The sequence below is a fragment of the Pseudomonas sp. SWRI179 genome, assembly GCF_014268705.1.
GTDB classification, from domain to species: domain Bacteria; phylum Pseudomonadota; class Gammaproteobacteria; order Pseudomonadales; family Pseudomonadaceae; genus Aquipseudomonas; species Aquipseudomonas zanjanensis.
In genome coordinates this window covers 67,164-88,368 of the sequence record NZ_JABWRA010000017.1, presented here as the reverse complement: position 1 = coordinate 88,368, position 21,205 = coordinate 67,164, and the positions used below count along the sequence as shown (strand labels likewise).

The 21,205-nt window shown below is 61.7% G+C and carries 18 protein-coding genes; 11 read left to right on the top strand and 7 right to left on the bottom strand.

Annotation, left to right across the window (positions count from 1 at the left end):
- Positions 1-37 precede the first annotated feature (37 nt).
- The 11 genes from bioB to HU767_RS12050 all read left to right on the top strand — a co-directional run bounded on the left by bioB (position 38) and on the right by HU767_RS12050 (position 13,229).
- Positions 38-1,093, top strand: coding sequence for a biotin synthase BioB (gene bioB / locus HU767_RS12100; RefSeq protein WP_186706935.1), 1,056 nt, complete (start codon positions 38-40; stop codon positions 1,091-1,093).
- Positions 1,094-1,244: 151 nt separating this feature from the next.
- Positions 1,245-2,423 (top strand): 8-amino-7-oxononanoate synthase, encoded by a 1,179-nt coding sequence (bioF, locus tag HU767_RS12095; RefSeq protein WP_186729614.1) that lies wholly within the window; start codon positions 1,245-1,247, stop codon positions 2,421-2,423.
- Positions 2,416-3,147, top strand: a complete 732-nt coding sequence (locus HU767_RS12090; protein WP_186729613.1) for an alpha/beta fold hydrolase — start codon at positions 2,416-2,418, stop codon at positions 3,145-3,147. Before bioF ends, HU767_RS12090 begins: the two co-directional genes overlap by 8 nt.
- A complete protein-coding gene (bioC, locus tag HU767_RS12085) occupies positions 3,140-3,952 on the top strand; it encodes a malonyl-ACP O-methyltransferase BioC (protein WP_186729612.1) in 813 nt (270 codons plus the stop codon). Before HU767_RS12090 ends, bioC begins: the two co-directional genes overlap by 8 nt.
- A complete protein-coding gene (gene bioD / locus HU767_RS12080) occupies positions 3,949-4,629 on the top strand; it encodes a dethiobiotin synthase (protein ID WP_186706939.1) in 681 nt (226 codons plus the stop codon). Before bioC ends, bioD begins: the two co-directional genes overlap by 4 nt.
- Before the next feature lie 121 nt (positions 4,630-4,750).
- A complete protein-coding gene (locus HU767_RS12075; protein ID WP_186706940.1) occupies positions 4,751-5,047 on the top strand; it encodes a pyrroloquinoline quinone biosynthesis protein PqqE in 297 nt (98 codons plus the stop codon).
- 276 nt (positions 5,048-5,323) lie between these two features.
- Complete coding sequence (locus tag HU767_RS12070; protein ID WP_186706941.1) at positions 5,324-7,129, top strand: phenylacyl-CoA dehydrogenase; 1,806 nt, start codon at positions 5,324-5,326, stop codon at positions 7,127-7,129.
- A gap of 366 nt (positions 7,130-7,495) precedes the next feature.
- Positions 7,496-8,785, top strand: a complete 1,290-nt coding sequence (locus HU767_RS12065) for a GGDEF domain-containing protein (protein WP_186706942.1) — start codon at positions 7,496-7,498, stop codon at positions 8,783-8,785.
- Between the two features lie 91 nt (positions 8,786-8,876).
- Positions 8,877-10,673, top strand: a complete 1,797-nt coding sequence (locus HU767_RS12060; protein WP_186729611.1) for an acyl-CoA dehydrogenase C-terminal domain-containing protein — start codon at positions 8,877-8,879, stop codon at positions 10,671-10,673.
- 271 nt (positions 10,674-10,944) lie between these two features.
- Positions 10,945-12,723 carry an acyl-CoA dehydrogenase C-terminal domain-containing protein gene (locus HU767_RS12055; RefSeq protein WP_186706944.1) on the top strand — a complete coding sequence of 593 codons (1,779 nt, stop codon included), beginning with the start codon at positions 10,945-10,947 and terminating at the stop codon, positions 12,721-12,723.
- A 347-nt stretch (positions 12,724-13,070) separates the two neighbouring features.
- A complete protein-coding gene (locus HU767_RS12050) occupies positions 13,071-13,229 on the top strand; it encodes a YqaE/Pmp3 family membrane protein (protein WP_003177654.1) in 159 nt (52 codons plus the stop codon).
- A 129-nt stretch (positions 13,230-13,358) separates the two neighbouring features.
- Here the strand turns inward: HU767_RS12050 and HU767_RS12045 are convergent, their stop codons facing one another.
- The 7 genes from HU767_RS12045 to pqqF all read right to left on the bottom strand — a co-directional run bounded on the left by HU767_RS12045 (position 13,359) and on the right by pqqF (position 21,185).
- Positions 13,359-15,188: a S9 family peptidase gene (locus tag HU767_RS12045; RefSeq protein ID WP_186729610.1), complete on the bottom strand. Its 1,830-nt coding sequence runs from the start codon at positions 15,186-15,188 to the stop codon at positions 13,359-13,361.
- Positions 15,154-16,305: a pyrroloquinoline quinone biosynthesis protein PqqE gene (gene pqqE / locus HU767_RS12040; RefSeq protein WP_186729609.1), complete on the bottom strand. Its 1,152-nt coding sequence runs from the start codon at positions 16,303-16,305 to the stop codon at positions 15,154-15,156. The genes HU767_RS12045 and pqqE overlap by 35 nt, the downstream gene beginning before the upstream one ends.
- Positions 16,277-16,552, bottom strand: a complete 276-nt coding sequence (gene pqqD / locus HU767_RS12035) for a pyrroloquinoline quinone biosynthesis peptide chaperone PqqD (protein ID WP_186729608.1) — start codon at positions 16,550-16,552, stop codon at positions 16,277-16,279. Before pqqD ends, pqqE begins: the two co-directional genes overlap by 29 nt.
- On the bottom strand, positions 16,549-17,301 hold the full coding sequence (pqqC, locus tag HU767_RS12030) for a pyrroloquinoline-quinone synthase PqqC (protein ID WP_186729607.1): 753 nt from the start codon (positions 17,299-17,301) through the stop codon (positions 16,549-16,551). The genes pqqD and pqqC overlap by 4 nt, the downstream gene beginning before the upstream one ends.
- A 214-nt stretch (positions 17,302-17,515) precedes the next feature.
- On the bottom strand, positions 17,516-18,427 hold the full coding sequence (gene pqqB, locus HU767_RS12025; protein WP_186706948.1) for a pyrroloquinoline quinone biosynthesis protein PqqB: 912 nt from the start codon (positions 18,425-18,427) through the stop codon (positions 17,516-17,518).
- Positions 18,428-18,507: 80 nt separating this feature from the next.
- Entirely contained in the window at positions 18,508-18,582 is a 75-nt protein-coding gene (pqqA, locus tag HU767_RS12020) for a pyrroloquinoline quinone precursor peptide PqqA (RefSeq protein ID WP_003177660.1), read from the bottom strand.
- A 170-nt stretch (positions 18,583-18,752) separates the two neighbouring features.
- Positions 18,753-21,185 (bottom strand): pyrroloquinoline quinone biosynthesis protein PqqF, encoded by a 2,433-nt coding sequence (gene pqqF, locus HU767_RS12015; RefSeq protein ID WP_186729606.1) that lies wholly within the window; start codon positions 21,183-21,185, stop codon positions 18,753-18,755.
- Positions 21,186-21,205 lie beyond the last annotated feature (20 nt).

Genomic DNA, 21,205 nt, shown 5'->3' with positions numbered 1-21,205 from the left:
CCCCAGGCGCCAGCCAAGCATAATCAAGGAAATGCCCATGAGCGCCAGCACCACTGCCAACCTGCGTCATGACTGGTCTTTGGCCGAAGTCAAAGCACTCTTTGTCCAGCCATTCAATGACCTGTTGTTCCAGGCGCAGACCGTGCACCGCGCGCACTTCGACGCCAATCGCGTCCAGGTTTCCACGCTGCTGTCGATCAAGACCGGCGCTTGCCCGGAAGATTGCAAATATTGTCCGCAGTCCGGTCACTACAACACCGGGCTGGATAAAGAGAAATTGCTCGAAGTGCAGAAGGTCCTCGAAGAGGCTGCACGGGCCAAGGCCATCGGTTCGACCCGCTTCTGCATGGGCGCGGCGTGGAAGCACCCGTCGGCCAAGGACATGCCGTATGTGTTGGAAATGGTCAAGGGCGTGAAGGCCATGGGCCTGGAAACCTGCATGACCCTGGGCCGCCTCGACCAGGAGCAGACCGAAGCACTGGCCCAGGCTGGCCTGGACTACTACAACCATAACCTCGACACCTCGCCGGAGTTCTACGGCAGCATCATCACCACCCGCACCTACAGTGAGCGCCTGCAAACCCTGGCCTACGTGCGTGATTCGGGAATGAAGATCTGTTCCGGCGGGATCCTGGGCATGGGTGAGTCCCTGGATGACCGCGCCAATCTGCTGATCCAGCTGGCGAACCTGCCGGAGCACCCGGAATCGGTGCCGATCAACATGCTGGTCAAGGTCGCCGGCACGCCGCTGGAGAATGCCGAAGACATCGATCCGTTCGATTTCATCCGCATGCTCGCCGTGGCGCGGATCATGATGCCCCAGTCCCACGTACGTCTTTCCGCCGGTCGCGAAGCGATGAACGAGCAAATGCAGGCCCTGGCATTTTTTGCCGGCGCCAACTCGATTTTCTACGGCGACAAGCTATTGACCACCGCCAACCCGCAGGCCGACAAGGACATGCAGTTGTTCGCACGCCTGGGCATCCAACCCGAAGCCCGCGAAGAACATGCTGACGAAGTGCACCAGGCGGCCATTGAACAGGCGTTGGTGGAGCAGAAGAGCAGCGAGCAGTTCTATAACGCCGCCCTCTGAGCTAACACGACACCAAATGTGGGAGCGGGCTTGCTCGCGAAAGCGGTGCGTCAGGCAAAGTAATGTTGTCAGACACACCGCTTTCGCGAGCAAGCCCGCTCCCACAGGGGATCTACTTCAGCCCTTTAAATAGCGTTCACCCGAGGCCTGCATGCCCTTCGATCTCGCCGCACGCCTGGCTGCCCGTCGTGCCGATAATCTCTATCGCCAGCGCCCGCTGCTCGAAAGCCCCCAGGGCCCGGAGGTGGTGGTGGACGGCCAGCCCCTGCTGGCGTTCTGCAACAACGATTACCTGGGCCTGGCCAACCATCCGCAAGTGATCGAGGCCTGGCGCGCGGGGGCGGCCCGTTGGGGCGTCGGCGGTGGCGCTTCCCATCTGGTGATCGGCCACAGCGGCCCGCATCACGCCCTGGAAGAAGCCTTGGCCGACCTGACGGGGCGTCCGCGAGCGTTGCTGTTCACCACCGGTTACATGGCCAACCTCGGCGCAGTCACCGCGCTGGTGGGGCAGGGCGACACGGTGCTGGAAGACCGCCTCAACCACGCTTCGTTGCTCGACGCCGGGCTGCTGTCCGGTGCGCGTTTCAACCGATACCTGCACAACGATGCCCGGAGCCTGGCCCAACGCTTGGAAAAAGCAGTGGGCAACACCCTGGTGGTCACCGACGGTGTTTTCAGCATGGATGGCGATGTGGCCGATTTGCCGGCGCTTGCCCGTGAAGCCAAGGCCAAGGGCGCCTGGCTGATGGTCGACGATGCCCACGGTTTCGGTACGTTGGGCGTTTCCGGCGGCGGTGTCGTCGAACATTTCGGCATGAGCCGGGAGGACGTGCCGGTGCTGGTCGGCACGTTGGGCAAGGCGTTTGGCACGGCCGGTGCCTTTGTGGCGGGCAGTGAAGAGCTGATCGAAAGCCTGATCCAGTTCGCGCGGCCGTACATCTACACCACGAGCCAGCCGCCGGCTTTGGCCTGCGCCACCCTCAAGAGCCTCGAACTGCTGCGCAGCGAACATTGGCGTCGCGAACACTTGCAGGTGCTGATCCGCCAGTTCCGCCAGGGCGCCGAGCAGATCGGCCTGCAATTGATGGACAGCTTCACGCCGATCCAACCGATCCTGATTGGCGATGCGGGGCGGGCCATGCGCATGTCGCAGATGCTGCGTGAGCGCGGGCTGATGGTGACGGCGATCCGTCCACCCACCGTGCCGGCCGGCAGCGCTCGCTTGCGTGTAACCCTGACCGCCGCCCACAGCGAGGCCCAGGTGCAGCTTTTGTTGAATGCACTGGCCGAGTGTTTTGCCCTGTTGGGGCCGGAGCCAAGCCATGCGTGATCGACTGATATTGCTGCCCGGCTGGGGCTTGGGCGTTTCACCTCTGGAGCCGCTGGCGGCGGCCTTGCAAGGGCTCGATGAACACCTGCGGGTGGAAATCGAACCGTTGCCGGCATTGCTGTCGAGCGATCCCGATGAATGGCTCGAAGAGTTGGACGCCACCGTGCCCCAGGACGCCTGGCTTGGCGGCTGGTCCCTGGGCGGCATGCTGGCCTCGGCGCTGGCGGCGCGTCGGGGTGAGCGCTGCTGCGGCTTGTTGACCTTGGCCAGCAATCCGTCCTTTGTCGCCCATGAACAATGGCCGAGCGCGATGAAGGGCCAGACCTTCGATGGCTTTCTCGCCGGCTGTGCGGCCGACCCACGCCAGACTCTCAAGCGTTTCAGCTTGCTGTGTGCCCAGGGCTGCAGCGATCCGCGCGGCTTGTCGCGGTTGCTGTTGGCCGGGGCGCCGAACACTTCGTCCGAAGTGCTGATGGCCGGGCTCGAACTGCTGGCGCAGTTGGACACTCGCGCTGCATTGCAAAGCTTTCGCGGCCCGCAACTGCATTTGTTTGCCGGGCTCGACGCCTTGGTGCCGGCTGAGGCTGCGGGTGATTTGCTGGCCTTGTTGCCGGATGTTGAAATCGGCCTGATCGAACAGGCCGGCCACGGATTTCTTCTGGAAGACCCCCATGGTGTGGCGGGGGCGATCCAGGCTTTTTTGCATGAGTCCGGTGATGACTGATTTGTCTCTTCCCCTTTTGCCTGGTGCCTTGCCCGACAAACGCCAGGTGGCGGCTTCGTTTTCCCGGGCGGCGAGCAGCTATGACAGCGTGGCCGAGCTGCAGCGCGACGTCGGCCAGCAATTGCTCGACCGCTTGCCGCCTTCGTTCATGCCGCAACGTTGGCTGGACCTGGGTTGTGGCACCGGCTATTTCACCCGCGCCCTGGGCGCGCGTTTCGGCGCGAGCACAGGGCTGGCGCTGGATATCGCCGAAGGTATGCTCAACCATGCTCGACCCCAAGGTGGCGCCGCGCATTTTGTCGCCGGTGACGCCGAGCGGCTGCCTTTGCAGGCGGCGAGCTGCGACCTGGTGTTCTCCAGCCTGGCGGTGCAGTGGTGCGAGGATTTTGCCGCGGTGCTGAGTGAGGCGTATCGGGTGTTGAAACCGGGCGGAGTGTTGGCCTTCACCAGCCTCTGCGTAGGTACGTTGTACGAATTGCGCGACAGTTGGCGTCAGGTGGATGGCTTGGTGCACGTCAACCGTTTCCGTGGATTCGAGACGTATCAACAGCTTTGCGCGGCCAGCGGGTTGAACGTTGTCAGTCTTGAAAACCGCCCCCATGTTTTGCATTACCCCGATGTACGTAGCCTGACCCACGAATTGAAAGCATTGGGTGCCCATAATCTGAACCCTGGTCGGCCCGGCGGCTTGACGGGCAGGGCGCGGATCCTCGCGCTGGTTGAAGCTTATGAGCAGTTTCGTCAGGCACAGGGGCTGCCCGCGACTTACCAAGTGGTCTACGCCGTTTTGGAGAAACCGCTATGAGCCAGGCTTATTTCATCACCGGCACCGATACCGATGTCGGCAAGACCACCGTCGCGGCGGGCCTGCTGCACGCGGCGCGGCAGGCTGGCATGAGCACGGCTGCCGGAAAACCCGTGGCCTCCGGCTGCGCCGTGACGCCCAAGGGCCTGCGCAACGCCGATGCCTTGGCCTTGCTGGCGGAATGCTCGATACCGTTGACTTATGCACAGGTCAACCCGGTGGCGTTCGAGCCGGCAATTGCGCCGCACTTGGCCGCCCGGGAGGCCGGTGTTGCGTTGACGGTGCAGTCGCTGTTGGGGCCGATGCGCGAAGTGCTGGCGCTGGACGCCGACTTCACGTTGATCGAAGGCGCGGGCGGTTGGCGTGTGCCGCTGGCCGGCCAGGATAATCTGTCCGACCTGGCGATAGCGCTGGGCTTGCCGGTGATCCTGGTGGTGGGTGTGCGCCTGGGTTGTATCAGCCACGCCTTGTTGACCGCCGAGGCGATCGCCCGTGATGGCTTGCCGCTTGCCGGTTGGGTCGCGAACATCATCGACCCGGCCACCTCGCGCCTGGAGGAAAACCTGGCAACCTTGGCCGAGCGACTTCCGGCGCCTTGCCTGGGCAGAGTGGCGCGGATCCAGAGCGTGACGGCTGAAGCCGTGGCCGAACACTTGCAATTGGATCTGCTGGACTGACACACCCCAACAAGGTTTTGCCTATGGCAAGGCACTGTGCCATTAGTGTTTTTGTCGGGCCTTTTCCCTGGCCTTCTGATTCAATGGCCACTGTCGACCCTTCAAGAAGACGAACTCTGCCATGGAAATCTCAGGAAGCACCGCGTTCTACGCCGGTCTGAGCACGATTCAGACAGGGCAGAACCGCGTCGATCAGGCCTCCAGCCAGATCGCCAACAACACGATCGAGCGATCGGTCACCAGCCAGTCGTCCGAAGTCCAGGTGGATCGCTTGCGGTCAGTGGATCGCAGCCAGCAGTCGGACTTGGTCAGCAACATGGTCGAAATGGCCCAGGGCAAGTCCCAGGTGCAACTGGGTGTGAGCGTAGCCAAGGCATCCGACGAAATGCTCGGTACGTTGATCGATACCTTTGCCTGATCCCGTTCCTCCAGATTTACGAAAACGCCGCGATTATTCGCGGCGTTCTTGTCTCTAACGTCTTATTGCTCAACTAATCTTTTCCTACGCGCATCGCGGATTTTTCATTGCGATGGATTTCCCGTGTCCGACATTTTCTTCGGCTAATGACGAACGGCAAAAGATCGGCGCTTGACAAGATTTGGGCGTAAACGTATGTTTCAAACAACTGTTTGACCGCTATAACAAATCCACGCGGTCGTTCATTCCCGGTTACATCAGCAGAGGTTTATCGCTATGCCTGACTACAAGGCCCCCTTGCGTGATATTCGCTTCGTTCGTGACGAACTGCTTGGCTACGAAGCGCATTATCAGAGCCTTCCGGCTTGCCAGGACGCAACTCCGGACATGGTTGACGCCATTCTCGAAGAAGGCGCCAAGTTTTGTGAGCAGGTGCTGGCTCCGCTGAACCGCGTGGGTGACATCGAAGGTTGCACCTGGAGCGAGTCCGGCGTGAAAACCCCGACCGGTTTCAAGGAAGCCTACAAGCAATTCGTCGAAGGCGGCTGGCCAAGCCTGGCCCATGACGTCGAGCATGGTGGCCAAGGCCTGCCGGAATCCCTGGGCCTGGCGGTCAGCGAGATGGTCGGTGAAGCCAACTGGTCGTGGGGCATGTACCCGGGCCTGTCCCATGGCGCGATGAACACGATTTCCGAACACGGTACGCCCGAACAGCAAGAGGCCTACCTGACCAAACTGGTGTCCGGCGAATGGACCGGCACCATGTGCCTGACCGAACCGCACTGCGGCACCGACCTGGGCATGTTGCGCACCAAGGCCGAGCCTCAGGCCGACGGTTCCTACAAGGTTTCCGGTACGAAGATTTTCATCTCGGCCGGCGAACACGACATGGCCGACAACATCGTCCACATCGTGCTGGCACGCCTGCCCGACGCACCGGCCGGCACCAAGGGCATTTCCCTGTTCATCGTTCCCAAGTTTCTGCCTAACGCCGATGGCACCATTGGCCAGCGCAACGCGGTGAGCTGTGGTTCCCTGGAACACAAGATGGGCATCCACGGCAACGCCACCTGCGTGATGAACTTCGACGCGGCCACCGGTTACCTGATCGGCCCGGCGAACAAAGGCCTGAACTGCATGTTCACCTTCATGAACACCGCGCGTCTGGGCACTGCGCTGCAAGGCCTGGCCCACGCCGAGATCGGCTTCCAGGGCGGCCTGAAATATGCCCGTGACCGCCTGCAAATGCGTTCCTTGACCGGCCCGAAAGCGCCCGACAAGGCCGCCGACCCGATCATCGTGCACCCTGACGTGCGTCGCATGTTGCTGACCATGAAAGCCTTCGCCGAAGGTAACCGGGCAATGGTCTACTTCACCGCCAAGCAGGTCGACATCGTCAAATACGGCGTGGATGAAGAAGAGAAGAAAAAAGCCGATGCGCTGCTGGCGTTCATGACCCCGATCGCCAAGGCCTTCATGACCGAAGTCGGCTTCGAATCGGCCAACCACGGCGTGCAGATCTATGGCGGCCACGGTTTCATCGCCGAGTGGGGCATGGAGCAGAACGTTCGCGACAGCCGCATCTCGATGCTGTACGAAGGCACCACCGGCATCCAGGCGTTGGACCTGCTGGGTCGTAAAGTGCTGATGACCCAGGGCGAGGCACTCAAGGGCTTCACCAAGATCGTCCACAAGTTCTGCCAGGGCAACGAAGGCAACGAAGCGGTCAAGGAGTTCGTAGAACCCCTGGCTGCGCTGAACAAGGAATGGGGCGAGCTGACCATGAAGGTCGGTATGGCAGCCATGAAGGATCGCGAAGAAGTGGGCGCGGCCTCGGTGGACTACCTGATGTACTCCGGTTACGCCTGCCTGGCTTATTTCTGGGCTGACATGGCACGCCTGGCGGCGGAAAAACTCGCCGCCGGCACCACCGAAGAAGCCTTCTACACCGCCAAGCTGCAGACCGCGCGCTTCTACTTCCAGCGCATCCTGCCGCGTACCCGTACCCATGTGGCAACCATGCTGTCGGGCGCCAACAACCTGATGGACATGAAAGAAGAAGACTTCGCGCTGGGCTACTAAGCCTAAGGCGGTTCTTCCAAAAGCCGCTGCTTCTTCGGGAGCAGCGGCTTTTTTGTGTCTGCCATAACGCCAGTCAAGGCAAATTCGTGGCGAGGGAGCTTGCTCCCGCTGGGCTGCGAAGCGGCCCCCAAACCTGCCAAATGCGGAATATCAGACACACCGCACCCGCCGGTTTACGACTGCTTCGCAGCCGAGCGGGAGCAAGCTCCCTCGCCACGGGAAGGGCGCGGTGATCCTGAAACAATATTCATCCAACCCAACCCTAAGAAAACTTCCCGCTCTGCCGTTACAGCGATGGCAGTGTGACATCGGTCACACAGCGCAGGCACAATGCCATCCTTGATCAGCCGGGTCGGAGCTTTACCCTTGCCGCGTTCTTCCGCTGTACGCCTGAGCCATTTCCTACCGTCGTTGCTGTTGTTGGTGGCGGGGCTTGCGGCTGCCTACGTCAAGGATCTCAACGTTTTCTTCACCTCGTTGTTCAACGTTCTGCCGACGCTGGTGTTGTTGCTGGGCGGGGCGTATTGCTCCGTCTACCGACGTCAACGTGAATTGTTTCTGATGGTCACGGTGTACATCGCCTACTTCCTGTTGGATACCCAGACCGATTTCTACCGCGACAACGGCAAGGTGCGTGAGGACGCGGCGGTGGTGTTCCATCTCGTCTGCCTGTTGCTGCCGCTGTTGTTCGGGCTGTTCGCGGCGTGGCAGGAGCGCACCCATTTGTTCCAGGACATGGTGGCGCGGTTTGCGGTGTTGCTGGTTTTCGGCAGCGTGGCGCTGGCGTTGGAGCAGAGCTTCCCACAGGCGTTGTTGTTGTGGCTGTCGGAGATCCGCTGGCCCGCGTTGCACGGCGCCTGGATGAGCCTGATCCAATTGTCCTACCCGATGTTCGCCGCCGCGTTCCTGCTGCTGGCCTGGCAATACTGGCGTAACCCCCGGCCGTTGCACGCGGCGCAGTTGGTGGGACTGCTTGGGTTGTTCTGGATGCTGCCGAAAACCTTCATCCTGCCATTCACCTTGAACATCATGTGCAGCCAGGTGATGTTGATGATCGCCGCGGCGGTCGCCCACGAGGCGTATCAAATGGCCTTCCGTGACGAGCTCACCGGCCTGCCGGGGCGTCGTGCATTGAATGAACGCATGCAGCGCCTGGGGCGTAACTATGTGCTGGCAATGAGCGACGTGGACCATTTCAAGAAATTCAACGACACCCACGGCCACGACGTGGGCGACCAAGTGCTACGCCTGGTCGCCAGCAAACTGTCGAAGATCGGCGGTGGCGGTAGGGCGTATCGCTACGGCGGCGAGGAATTCGCCCTGGTGTTCGCGGGCAAGACCATCGACGAATGCATGCCCCATCTGGAAGTTATTCGCCAGTCCATCGAGACGTACGCTATCCAACTGCGTAATCCCGACAGCCGTCCACAGGACGATCAGCAAGGTCGCCAGCGGCGCTCCGGCACTGGCGCCTCCAGCGTATCGGTGACCGTCAGCATCGGCGTGGCCGAGCGCATCGAGCAGCGTACGCCCGAAGAGGTGCTCAAATCGGCCGACCAGGCGCTCTATAACGCCAAGGGCGCGGGGCGAAACTGTGTGATCGCCTATGGGCAGAATCGCCGCGGCGCTGTGCGCATGGAAGCCGCCGCGGGTTGAGTGATGACGGCGCATTCAGCGTCTGGACTGTGATTGTGGGCCTGGGTGGCCGGCAGTAGGTTGGAGCGATCTGCTACCGGAGAAAACCACCATGCCCGAGTACAAAGCTCCCCTGCGCGACATGCGCTTCTTGATCGACCACGTCTTCGATTTTCATGGCCGCTATGCCGAACTGGGTGCCAGCGATGCCAGTCCGGACATGGTCAGCGCCATTCTCGAGGAGGGCGCTCGGTTCTGTGAGAACGTGCTGGCGCCCCTCAATCGCTCGGGTGACGAAGAGGGCTGCCATTTCGACAATGGCGTGGTGACTACGCCTACAGGCTTCAGGCAAGCCTTCGCACAGTACGTGGAAGGCGGCTGGCATGGCCTGGCGGCGGACCCAGATTACGGTGGCCAGGGCTTGCCCAGTTCCCTGGGATTGGTCATCAGCGAAATGATCGGATCGAGCAACACCTCTTGGGGCATGTATCCCGGCCTGACCCACGGCGCCATGTCGGCCATCCACGCCCACGGCACCGAGGAACAGAAGCAGACTTATCTCAGCAAACTCACCGCCGGCCAGTGGACCGGCACCATGTGCCTGACTGAAGCCCACTGTGGCACCGACCTCGGCATCATCAAGACCCGCGCGGTGCCCCAGGCGGACGGCAGCTACGCGGTGACCGGCAGCAAGATCTTCATCAGCGCCGGCGAGCACGACATGAGCGACAACATCATTCATCTGGTGCTCGCCAAGCTGCCCGATGCTCCGGCCGGGACCAAAGGCATCTCGCTGTTCATCGTGCCAAAGTTCCTGCCGGACGCCGCGGGTGAGGCCGGGAAGCGCAACGGCGTTTCCTGCGGATCGATCGAGCACAAAATGGGCATCAAGGCCTCGGCTACCTGCGTGCTGAATTTCGACGGGGCCAAGGGTTTTCTGATCGGCGAGGCGAACAAAGGCCTTAATTGCATGTTTACCATGATGAACCACGCGCGCCTCGGCACCGGCATGCAGGGCCTTTGCCTGGGGGAAGCGAGCTTCCAGGGGGCGATCAAATACGCCAATGACCGTTTGCAAATGCGCGCGCTGACCGGCCCCAAGGCGCCGGAAAAAGTCGCCGACCCGATCATCGTCCATCCCGATGTGCGCAGGATGTTGCTGACCATGAAGGCCTTCAACGAAGGCAACCGGGCGCTGACCTATTTCACTGCGCAACTGCTCGACACCGCGCACCTGAGCCCGGACGAAACCGCTCGCCAGGAGGCCGAGGACCTGCTGGCGTTCCTCACCCCGATCTGCAAGGCCTTCATGACCGACACCGGGCTGGAGGTCACCAACCACGGCATGCAGGTTTTTGGCGGACACGGTTTTATCCGCGAGTGGGGCATGGAGCAGCTTGTGCGCGATTGTCGGATCGCGCCGATCTACGAAGGCACCAATGGCATCCAGGCCTTGGACCTGCTGGGGCGCAAGGTGTTGGGCAGCCAGGGCAAGTTACTGCGTGGCTTCACTAAAATTGTCCATAAATTCTGCACCGCCAACGCCGGGCATCCGCAGCTCAACGCCTATATTGCGCAATTGGACGGGCTCAACCGGGAATGGAGCGAACTGACCACCCAGGTTGGCATGGCTGCCATGAAGAACCCGGATGAAGTGGGCGCCGCCTCAGTGGACTACCTGATGTACAGCGGCTACATCATCCTGGCCTACCTGTGGTTGCGCATGGCCTTGGTGGCCCAGGCGCAACTCGACGGTGGCACTGGAGACAGTGATTTTTGCCAAGGCAAACTGGCGACGTGCGAGTTTTACTTCAAGCGCCTGTTGCCGCGCACGACCGCCCATCGGGCCGCCATCGAGGCGGGGAGTGATTGCCTGATGCAATTGCCTGCGGAGTTGTTTGCACTCTGATGGGCTGAAACATTTCTCTGTGGCGAGGGAGCTTGCTCCCGCTGGGCTGCGCAGCAGACCCTCTTTGTGAGCGCTACGCACTGGAGCGCCAGCCCGGTCAAGCGGGAGCAAGCTCCCTCGCCACGATAAATTACTCGAACTTCTGTGATGACTAAAAATAACAAAACGGTCATGGGTTGACCCTATGTGTCGCAAAAGTTGTTGAGGTACACTCAGGTCACTGCGAAAACCGTCTTTTACGAACAATTGTTTAGATCCTGCGAGGTTTGCCATGGCTGACTACAAAGCGCCCCTGCGCGATATGCGCTTCGTCCTCAATGAAGTGTTCGAGGTCGCGAAACTCTGGGCCCAATTGCCGGTGCTGGCCGACACCGTGGACGCTGAAACGGTCGAAGCGATCCTGGAAGAAGCCGGCAAAGTCACCAGCAAAAGCATCGCGCCTCTCAGTCGCTCCGCTGACGAAGAAGGCTGCCACTGGGCGGACGGCGCCGTCACCACGCCGGCAGGTTTCCCACAGGCCTACAAGACGTATGCTGAAGGCGGTTGGGTCGGTGTCGGCGGCGATCCGGTGTACGGCGGCATGGGCATGCCCAAGGCCGTTTCGGCCCAGGTCGAGGAAATGGTCAACTCCGCGAGCCTGTCCTTCGGCCTGTACCCGATGCTGACCGCCGGCGCTTGCCTGTCGATCAATGCCCATGCCAGCGAAGAGCTGAAGGCGACGTACTTGCCGAACATGTACGCCGGCGTCTGGGCCGGCTCCATGTGCCTGACCGAGCCCCATGCAGGCACGGACCTGGGGATCATCCGCACCAAGGCCGAGCCCCAGGCCGACGGTTCCTACAAGGTCAGTGGCACGAAAATTTTCATCACCGGTGGCGAGCACGACCTCACCGAGAACATCATTCACCTGGTACTGGCGAAACTCCCGGACGCGCCGGCAGGCCCCAAGGGCATTTCGCTGTTCCTGGTGCCCAAGTTCATGGTCAATGCCGACGGCAGCCTGGGCGCGCGCAACGCGGCCAACTGCGGCTCGATCGAACACAAGATGGGCATCCAGGCGTCCGCCACCTGCGTGATGAACTTCGATGAAGCCGTGGGCTATCTGGTGGGCGAGCCGAACAAAGGCCTGGCGGCGATGTTCACCATGATGAACTACGAGCGCCTCGGGGTTGGCATCCAGGGCTTGGCCACCGGTGAGCGCTCCTACCAGAACGCCGTCGAATACGCCCGCGACCGCCTGCAAAGCCGCTCGCCCACCGGTGCGCAGAACAAGGACAAGGTCGCTGATCCGATCATCGTCCACCCCGACGTGCGCCGGATGCTGTTGACCATGAAAGCCTCGAACGAGGGTGGCCGGGCGTTTTCCACCTACGTGGCGATGCAACTGGACACCGCCAAGTTCAGCGAAGACCCGGTCACCCGCAAGCGCGCCGAAGACTTGGTGGCGTTGCTGACGCCGGTGGCCAAGGCGTTCCTGACCGACCTGGGCCTGGAAACCACCGTCCATGGTCAACAAGTATTCGGCGGCCATGGTTACATCCGCGAATGGGGCCAGGAACAACTGGTGCGTGACGTGCGCATCACCCAGATCTACGAAGGCACCAACGGTATCCAGGCGCTGGACCTGGTGGGGCGCAAGATCGTCGGCAGCGGCGGTGCGTTCTATCGCCTGTTCGCCGATGAGATTCGCCATTTCACCGCCACTGCGAGCGGCGACTTGGAAGAGTTCATCAAGCCGTTGAACGGCGCGGTCGACACGCTGGATGAGTTGACCGACTGGCTGCTGGACCGGGCGAAGAGCAACCCGAACGAAATTGGCGCAGCGTCGGTGGAATATCTCCAGGCGTTCGGCTACACCGCGTATGCCTACATGTGGGCGCTGATGGCCCGGGCTGCCTCGGGCAAGGAAAACCAGGATGATTTCTACGCGAGCAAACTCGGAACGGCGCGGTTCTATTTCGCTCGCCTGCTGCCGCGTATCCACTCCTTGAGCGCTTCGGTAAAGGCGGGCAGCGAGTCGCTGTTCCTGCTGGAAGCCAGCCAGTTCTGAAACGATGACGTTGTGTAAGCATTTGCTTACACAACGTGCCGGTGTTTTCCCTCTATCGGCGAATTGGATCCAGGACTAACCTAGCTTCCATGGACGTAGCGCAGGACGCGCAAAAGTAACAACACGGACACGTAGGATTCTGCCAGGACGGCGGAGTGAAATGGATGTCAGGGAAACAGTCTGCAAAGCCCCGCTTCGGCGGGGTTTTCTTTTACCTGCGTTTTTTTATTCTTGCAGGCGTCTAACCCTTGGGGCTTCTTCAAGATGCGTCCCACTGAACCCTGACGAGCGGTCTGGGGTCAATGAGCTATATGGCAATTTGGCCATCGTTGATCAGGGAGTCATCCATGGATTTCATTCGCATTATTATCGCCATCCTGCTGCCGCCACTGGGGGTGTTCCTGCAAGTGGGTTTCGGTGGGGCGTTCTGGCTGAATATCCTGCTGACGCTGTTGGGTTACATCCCAGGCATCGTGCACGCGGTGTATATCATCGCCAAGCGCTGAAGTTTCTGTTGTTGGATCTGTGGCGAGGGAGCTTGCTCCCGCTGGGTCGCGCAGCGGCCCCAAGCTTTTGCGATTGCTGCGCAATCGAGCGGGAGCAAGCTCCCTCGCCACAAGTGGTGTTCCCACTGCCTACAGATCGCTATCCATCACCTTGCGATAGAACAACCACTCATGCTCCAGGGCATGGGCCTGGTTCTTCGCCTTGCGAAAACCGTGGCGTTCCTCCGGGTAGTAGTGCGCCTCGACCGCCACGCCGTTGGCCTGTAAGGCGCTGACCATGTCGCGGGTTTGCTGCGGTACCACCACGGCATCCAACTCACCTTGGAAAAAGATCACCGGCACGCGGATGTCCTCGGCGTGCAACAACGGAGTGCGGGCGCGATAGCGTTCGATGTCCTGTTGCGGGTCGCCGATCAGCCAGTCCAGGTAATCACCTTCGAACTTGTGCGTGGCCCGGCCGAGGGCGACAGGATCGCTCACGCCATAGAGGCTGGCACCGGCGCGGAATACATCCTGGAACGCCAAGGCGCAGAGGGTCGTGTAGCCACCGGCACTGCCACCGCGAATGAACGCGTGACGGCTGTCAATCAAGCCTTGTTCATCCAGATAGGCGACCACCGCGCAGGCGTCCTCGACATCCACCACGCCCCAATTCAAATGCAGCGCCTGCCGATAGGCCCGGCCATAACCGCTGCTGCCGCGGTAATTGAGATCGGCAACGGCAAAGCCGCGCTGGGTCCAATACTGAATACGTGGATCGAACAGGGGATAACAGGCCGAGGTAGGACCGCCGTGAATGAACACCACCAAGGGCGGCTTCGCTTGTGCATTCATGGCCGGGTAAAAGAACCCGTGGGCTTCACCTGACCCGGATGGATAGCGCAGGGTTCGCGGACGACTGATCTGTTCGATGGCCAATGGCGTGACGCCGCCGGCCAGCACCACTCCTTCATGACGCTGCCGCTCGATGGCAATGACTGCCGATGGATGAGTCGGCGAGGCGGCAATGGCGTAGATGAACCGCTCATCCAGCGCCAGGCTGCGAAAGCGGCTGTAGGTGTCGGTGAAGTCCTCGTTGGCATCGTCACGGCGGCACAAGCCCAGGCGTCCGAAACCTGCTTCGGTCCAACTCGCCAGGTAGGTGTGTTCGTCCAGCGGCAGCCAGGTACAGCCACCCAGTTGCCACGGCGCTGGGGCATGATCGGCTGCGGCGGCGGGCAGGGGTTCTAAGCCCTGGGCCGATTCCATCCAGGGCTGCCAGTAACCGCCGCGATCAGTCAGGCAATAAAGGCGACTGGCCGCGTCGAAGCGCGGTTGCTGGATGGATTCTTCCTCACCGTTGCCGGCCACACAGCGCGGCTCACTCCAGCCCGAAGCAGTGCGCTCGGCCAAGATCAACCGCGTCGCTGTCCAGGGCTGATGCGGACGGCTCCATTCAATCCAGGCGAGCCGCTGGCCGTCCGGGCTCAGGGTAGGCGAAGCGTAGAAATCGGCGCCTTCGGCCAACAGATGCCGTTGACGATCCGCCAACCCGATCGACACCAGGCGATGCTGGTTGGCCTGTTCTTCCACCGCCAACACCTGGCCGTCGGCGAAGCCAAGGTCCCCATAGCGGCACTCACCGAAGGTCAGCGCCACGGGCTGTTCGTCACTCAGCGATTGATGGTACAGCTGTTGGTCGGCCTCGTTGACGAACAGCACGCCATCATGGCTCAGGCAGAACGACCCGCCGCCGTATTCATAGACCCGACTGCGGGCGCTGAATCCGTCCGGCGTCAGGCAGCGGGCCTCGGCGTCTTGCCAATGCCAGATCCGGCAGGCGCCGTCCGCGGGGCGGTATTCATTCCAGAACAAGCCCAAGGGCCCGACTTGCAGTTCGGCGAAGTCGGTGCCGGCGGCTACGGCCTGGGTGGCGCTGAAAGGCTCAGCCTTTAGCGATGAGGCGCGAGTTTCGTTCATTGCGGAAGGCCAACTGTTCAATGGTTTGTGTGGCGTGCTCGGCGTCTTCACGCGCTTTAAGGATCACCCCGTGATGTTCGGACTTGCTGCACACCGGGTCGGCGTTGCTGGCATCGCCCGTGAGCATGAACGCCTGGCAGCGGCAGCCGCCGAAGTCCTTTTCTTTTTCATCGCAGGAGCGGCACGGTTCAGGCATCCAGTCGTAACCGCGGAAGCGGTTGAAGCCGAACGAGTCGTACCAGATGTGCTGCATGCTGTGGTCGCGCACGTTGGGAAATTGCACCGGTAGCTGTCGGGCGCCGTGACAGGGCAGTGCCGTACCGTCCGGTGTGACGGTCAGGAAAATGCTGCCCCAGCCGTTCATGCAACCCTTGGGGCGTTCCTCATAGTAGTCCGGTGTGACAAAAATAAGCTTGCACGGGTTGCCTTCGGCTTCCAGCTTGGCGCGGTATTCATTGGTGATGCGCTCGGCCCGCACCAGTTGCTCCCGGGTGGGCAGCAGGCCGACGCGGTTGAGCTGCGCCCAGCCATAGAACTGGCAGGTGGCGAGCTCGACGAAGTCAGCTTCGAGGGCGATGCACAGCTCGATGATGCGGTCGATCTTGTCGATGTTGTGCCGATGGGTCACGAAGTTCAGCACCATCGGATAACCGTGGGCTTTCACCGCGCGGGCCATTTCCAGTTTTTGCGCGAAGGCTTTCTTCGAGCCGGCCAGGAGGTTGTTCACCTGCTCGTCGCTGGCCTGGAAACTGATCTGGATGTGGTCCAGGCCGGCTTTCTTGAAGTCGCTGATCTTCTGTTCGGTCAAGCCGATGCCGGAGGTAATCAGGTTGGTGTAGAAACCCAGCCTGCGCGCCTCGCCAATCAGCTCCGCCAAGTCCTGGCGCACCAGCGGCTCCCCACCGGAAAAACCCAACTGCGCGGCGCCCATCTCCCGGGCTTCGCGAAACACCTTGAACCACTGCTCGGTGCTCAGTTCCTTGCCTTGCTCGGCGAAGTCCAGCGGGTTGGAGCAGTATGGGCATTGCAGCGGGCAGCGATAGGTCAGCTCGGCCAGCAGCCACAGCGGCAGGCCGACGGCGGGCTTCTCAGGCAAGGGTGATCCAGTGTTGTGCACGGGCGACCTCCATGAATTGCTCGATGTCGTCACCGAGCTCTGGCACACCGGGAAATTGTTTATCCAGCTCAGCGATGATCGCCGCCACATCGCGTTCACCATCGATCAGGCCGCCGATCAGCGCCGCGCTGTCGTTCAGCTTGATCATGCCTTCAGGATAGAGCAGCACGTGGCCTTTCTGGGCCGGTTCGTACTGGAAGCGATAGCCGGGGCGCCAGCGCGGGGTTTGGCTGCGGTCGAAGCTCATAAGGTAATTCCTTTGTGCCAGACCCGTTGGTCGGTCACGGTGTGATAGGGCGGGCGGTTCAATTCGTAGGCCATGGTCATGGCGTCGAGCATGCTCCAGAGGATGTCCAGTTTGAACTGGAGAATCTCCAACATGCGCTCCTGCCCGGCGCGGGTGGTGTAGTGCTGCAAGGTGATCGCCAGGCCATGCTCCACATCACGCCGGGCCTGGCCCAGGCGAGTGCGGAAATATTCGTAGCCGGTCGGGTCGATCCACGGGTAATGCTGCGGCCAGCTGTCCAGGCGCGACTGGTGGATCTGCGGGGCGAACAGTTCAGTCAACGAACTGCTGGCGGCTTCCTGCCAACTGGCCCGGCGGGCGAAGTTGACGTAGGCGTCCACCGCGAAGCGCACGCCCGGCAGCACCAATTCCTGGGAGCGCAGTTGATCGGGGTCCAGCCCCACCGCCTGGCCCAGCCGCAGCCAGGCTTCAATGCCGCCGTCTTCGCCGGGCGCGCCGTCATGGTCGAGCAGGCGCTGGATCCACTCGCGGCGGATCTCCCGGTCCGGGCAGTTGGCCAGGATCGCGGCATCCTTGAGCGGGATATTCACCTGGTAATAAAAGCGATTCGCGACCCAACCCTGGATCTGCTCGCGAGTGGCACGGCCTTCATACATCGCCACGTGATAGGGGTGATGGATGTGGTAATACGCGCCTTTTGCACGCAGGGCGGCTTCGAACTCGGCGGGGGACAGGGGGGTGTCAGTCATTTCGGTTCTCCGGGGAATAACCGCTGGCGGTTGGGGTGCCTGGTCTGGCCTCTTCGCGAGCAAGCCCGCTCCCACATTGGTTTTGCGGTGCATGAAATATCAAGTCTTACTCGGTCTCTGTGGGAGCGGGCTTGCTCGCGAATGCGTCCTGTCAGCCAGCAATAATGTTGGCTGATACAACCGCAAGCTCACGTCCACCATCGTCCTACCCTTTCTACAACTCAATACTCATTCCGTCGTAAGCCACTTCAATCTTTCGACGTACAAGCTCAGCCCGCTCGGGCGAGTCTTCGTCCAGGATCGGGTTGGTGTTGTTGATATGGATAAGGACCTTGCGCTGCTCGGGCAGTTGCTCCAGCACTTCCAGCATGCCGCCGGGGCCGTTTTGAGCCAGGTGGCCCATTTCCCGACCGGTGCGGGTGCCGACGCCACGGCGTTGCATTTCATCGTCGTCCCACATCGTGCCGTCCACCAGCAGGCAGTCGCTGCCGGCCATGATCTCCAGCAACGACTCGTCGACCTTGCCCAGCCCCGGTGCATAGAACAGCTTGCCGCCGGTGCGCAGGTCTTCGACGATCAGTCCGATGTTGTCGCCCGGGTGCGGGTCGAAGCGATGGGGCGAATAGGGCGGCGCTGCGCTGCGCAGGGGCAGCGGGGTAAAGCGCAGGTTCGGGCAGGCGGCGATGATGAAGCTCTGGTCGAGTTCGATACGGTTCCAGCTCAACCCGCCGTTCCAGTGGGTCAGCATGTTGAACAGCGGGAAGCCGGTGCTCAAGTCTTCATGGACCATGTCGGTGCACCAGACTTGATGCGGGCAACCTTCACGCAGGCTGAGCAGGCCGGTGGTGTGGTCGATCTGGCTGTCCATCAGGATGATCGCGCCAATGCCGGTGTCGCGCAGGGCCCGGCCCGGCTGCATCGGGGCAAACGCCTGGAGCTGGGCGCGAATGTCCGGGGAGGCGTTGCACAGCACCCAGTTCACCCCGTCATCGGACAGGGCGATGGATGACTGGGTACGCGCCTGGGCCCGCAGGCTACCGTTGCGAAAACCTGCGCAATTGGCGCAGTTGCAGTTCCACTGGGGGAAACCGCCACCGGCGGCGGAACCTAGAATCTGGACGAACATGGCTGCTCCATCTGCAAACCGAAATAAAAACGCCTCGGCTGGCCGAGGCGTAGTGCTGCGTGCTTGAGCGCCTGCAGCAATCAGCGGCTGGCGAAGTACATGGTGACTTCGAAACCGATACGCAGGTCGATATATGCGGGTTTGGACCAAGACATGGGAATACTCCTTTGGTTGGGGGAATCAGGTTCGATGGAACGGTGGAAACCTATACATATAGTCCACCTCCGTTCGGAGATGTTCAGATGCTTAGGCGGCTATGTTACTAAATCTGACAAATTCGTTCGCCGCGATTCTCGAAGAAAGCTCATTACAGCGGCTGCAATGATCATTGCGCCGCTTGCCAACGCTCTGTCAGGCAGGCGCCATTGCTCAGGCAATACCATCCCCCGTCAGCATCGACCAAACCCTGGGCGGCGGCTCGTAGTTGTGGGCGATCCAGTTGCAGGATGGCATCGGCCAGTCGCTCAAGATAATCCGACGGGCGGCCAGCCAACTTGCCCTGCCAGAGCAGTTCGGCGGCCTGGGCGCGGGGCAGGGCATCAATTTGGAGTTGAGCGGCGAGCGCCTGTTGCTGATCGGTCAGGGACGCATCATCGAGCTGCTGGATCAGCGCCGGTAACCCGACCAGGAATGTCTCGATGTGGGCGATCAGTTGCGCCGCCGAGACGCTGGGCGATTGGACGCCGAACAGCAACCCGGTTTGCCCATCGACCTGCTTCAAGCCGCTGAACACGGCATAACCCAACTGCAGCTCCACCCGCAGGCGCTGATAGAACGGCGTCTGGCACAACTGTGCCAGCAACCGCCAGGCGGCCTCGTCGGCCAGCGCCAGGGTGGCGGTCGGGCAAAACAGCAACACGGCCGCTTCTTCACCGTGGGTCTGGAGCGTATGCCAGATGCGTTGCCCGCGCGGCGCCATCACCAAGCTGATGTCCTCGCTGGCGATGCCTGGCACACGGGCCAACGCCGGGCCCAGTGCCCCTTGAGTGGCGGCCGACAGACCGATGGACAGTCCATCCCAGCGGGCCGTTGTCCACACGCTTTGGTCGCTGTCAGGCATGGGCAACGCTGGCGATTGCCGGCAATGATTCGGCAGCGCTTTGAGCAAGTGTCGAATGGGTATCGGTGGGGGTTCGTGGGCGGCCTGAGCCATGGGCAGCGGTTGTGAAAGCTTCGCCAGGACGTGTTCGAGCACCAACGGCACCGGGGTCTGCAAGCCGACCAGTTTCAGCAGCCATTGATTCCCTGAAGGTTCGAAACTGACGTCCACGCCGGCCTGGCGAGCATCCTCACGCACCTCCTCCAGATGCCGGTCGAGCCGGGATTGAAGATCCAGCGGTGGCTGAGTCGTCAGTTGCCAGCGCAGGTACACCGCGCCTTCACGACTGTTGTCGGGCAGCGCCTGGCTGAACTGCATGGGCGAGCGTTCCCGCCGGCCTCGGGAGCGGTCCTGGGCGAAGGTGCGCAAGCCGCGGTGGGCGCTGGTCTGGCCGCGTATCAGCCCGGCGCGAGGCGCTTCGCTTGGCGTTTGCAGGAACGGGTTGGACGCGGGCAGTTGCCATTGTCCCGTGACGTTGTCGACAGGGTGCAGTTGCTTGAGGATTTCCCTGAGCCTCACGAGGTCGTGTGCCAACAGCGGCCCGTCACGACCTTCACAATCCCAGCGGGCCAACTGCAAGGCCGACACTGTTTCCTGCCGGCGCTGCAGCAGTGCGGTGAACTCCTGGCGCAACGGCGCCCAGTCGTCCTGGGCGGCAAAGAAACCCAACCAGTCGTGCAGCAACGGCTGGATCTGCGCCGCTGTCTGGGCGTTGGCGTGCGTGAATTCGATATGCAGCAGTGCCTGTCCGGTAAATTCATACAGTGCGGTAGCCTTGAGGCTGTCCGCCAAGTGGCGTTGACGCAACAGGGCGAGCAGGCCGCCCGGTTTGCTGGAGTTCAGCCACGTACAGAGAAAGTCCAAGGCTTGGGGCGAGGCGCTGGGCAAATCTTCGAAGGCGAACAGCAGATCAAGGCAACCCTCGCGGGCCTGTTGATAACTCGTCTGGGACGATGCCATCAGCTGTGGCGGTGCCGGCCTGGCAAGCGCTTCGCCGGCAGGTATCTGGCTGTCGAACTGTTCAGCCAGCGCTTTCAAAACGGCGATGCTTTGCGGGCCGGCCAGGCTCAGGCTCATCTGGCCGCTCTGGTAGAAGCTGCAATAGAAGTCATGCAATGCGCTTTGGAATTCGGCGTGCTCCACCGCGAGGCTGTCGCGATTACCCGCATGAAAACCTCGCAACGGATGGGTCGCCGACAGGCCGTCCTGCAAGGCAAGCTGTCGCTGGGCTGCAGCATCCCGGGACCAGGCGATGAACTCGGCGTGTAGCACTTCCCGTTCACGCAACTGATCGGCCTCATCCAGGCGTGGGTGAGCGAGCATGTCCCCCAGCCGTTCCAGTCCGTCGGCGAAGGTGGCGGGTGGCAATTCGAAGAAGAAATCCGTGGTGCGTTCGCTGGTGCGCGCATTGACTTGACCGCCATGGCGCTGCACGTAGGCCATCAGGTTCTCCCCAGCGGGAAAACGCTCGGTGCCGAGGAAGAACAGATGCTCGAGCAAGTGCGCCAATCCCGGCCAGGCCAGGGGCGCGTCATGGCTGCCAGCCGCGACTCGCAATACTGCAGCGCTGCGCTTGAGGCCTGGGACGTGACGCAATGTCACCCGCAAGCCGTTGGCCAGGGTTTCAGTGTGGGGGAGGAGGGAGTCGGGGGCCGGCATGAGCGCTTCCAGAACAAAGA

Excerpts from the sequence above, each read along its gene's own strand:
- bioB (WP_186706935.1), top strand. The coding sequence starts at position 38 with ATGAGCGCCAGCACCACTGCCAACCTGCGTCATGACTGGTCTTTGGCC.
- bioF (WP_186729614.1), top strand. The coding sequence starts at position 1,245 with ATGCCCTTCGATCTCGCCGCACGCCTGGCTGCCCGTCGTGCCGATAAT.
- HU767_RS12090 (WP_186729613.1), top strand. The coding sequence starts at position 2,416 with ATGCGTGATCGACTGATATTGCTGCCCGGCTGGGGCTTGGGCGTTTCA.
- bioC (WP_186729612.1), top strand. The coding sequence starts at position 3,140 with ATGACTGATTTGTCTCTTCCCCTTTTGCCTGGTGCCTTGCCCGACAAA.
- bioD (WP_186706939.1), top strand. The coding sequence starts at position 3,949 with ATGAGCCAGGCTTATTTCATCACCGGCACCGATACCGATGTCGGCAAG.
- HU767_RS12075 (WP_186706940.1), top strand. The coding sequence starts at position 4,751 with ATGGAAATCTCAGGAAGCACCGCGTTCTACGCCGGTCTGAGCACGATT.
- HU767_RS12070 (WP_186706941.1), top strand. The coding sequence starts at position 5,324 with ATGCCTGACTACAAGGCCCCCTTGCGTGATATTCGCTTCGTTCGTGAC.
- HU767_RS12060 (WP_186729611.1), top strand. The coding sequence starts at position 8,877 with ATGCCCGAGTACAAAGCTCCCCTGCGCGACATGCGCTTCTTGATCGAC.
- HU767_RS12055 (WP_186706944.1), top strand. The coding sequence starts at position 10,945 with ATGGCTGACTACAAAGCGCCCCTGCGCGATATGCGCTTCGTCCTCAAT.
- HU767_RS12050 (WP_003177654.1), top strand. The coding sequence starts at position 13,071 with ATGGATTTCATTCGCATTATTATCGCCATCCTGCTGCCGCCACTGGGG.
- HU767_RS12045 (WP_186729610.1), bottom strand. The coding sequence starts at position 15,188 with ATGAACGAAACTCGCGCCTCATCGCTAAAGGCTGAGCCTTTCAGCGCC.
- pqqD (WP_186729608.1), bottom strand. The coding sequence starts at position 16,552 with ATGAGCTTCGACCGCAGCCAAACCCCGCGCTGGCGCCCCGGCTATCGC.
- pqqC (WP_186729607.1), bottom strand. The coding sequence starts at position 17,301 with ATGACTGACACCCCCCTGTCCCCCGCCGAGTTCGAAGCCGCCCTGCGT.
- pqqB (WP_186706948.1), bottom strand. The coding sequence starts at position 18,427 with ATGTTCGTCCAGATTCTAGGTTCCGCCGCCGGTGGCGGTTTCCCCCAG.
- pqqF (WP_186729606.1), bottom strand. The coding sequence starts at position 21,185 with ATGCCGGCCCCCGACTCCCTCCTCCCCCACACTGAAACCCTGGCCAAC.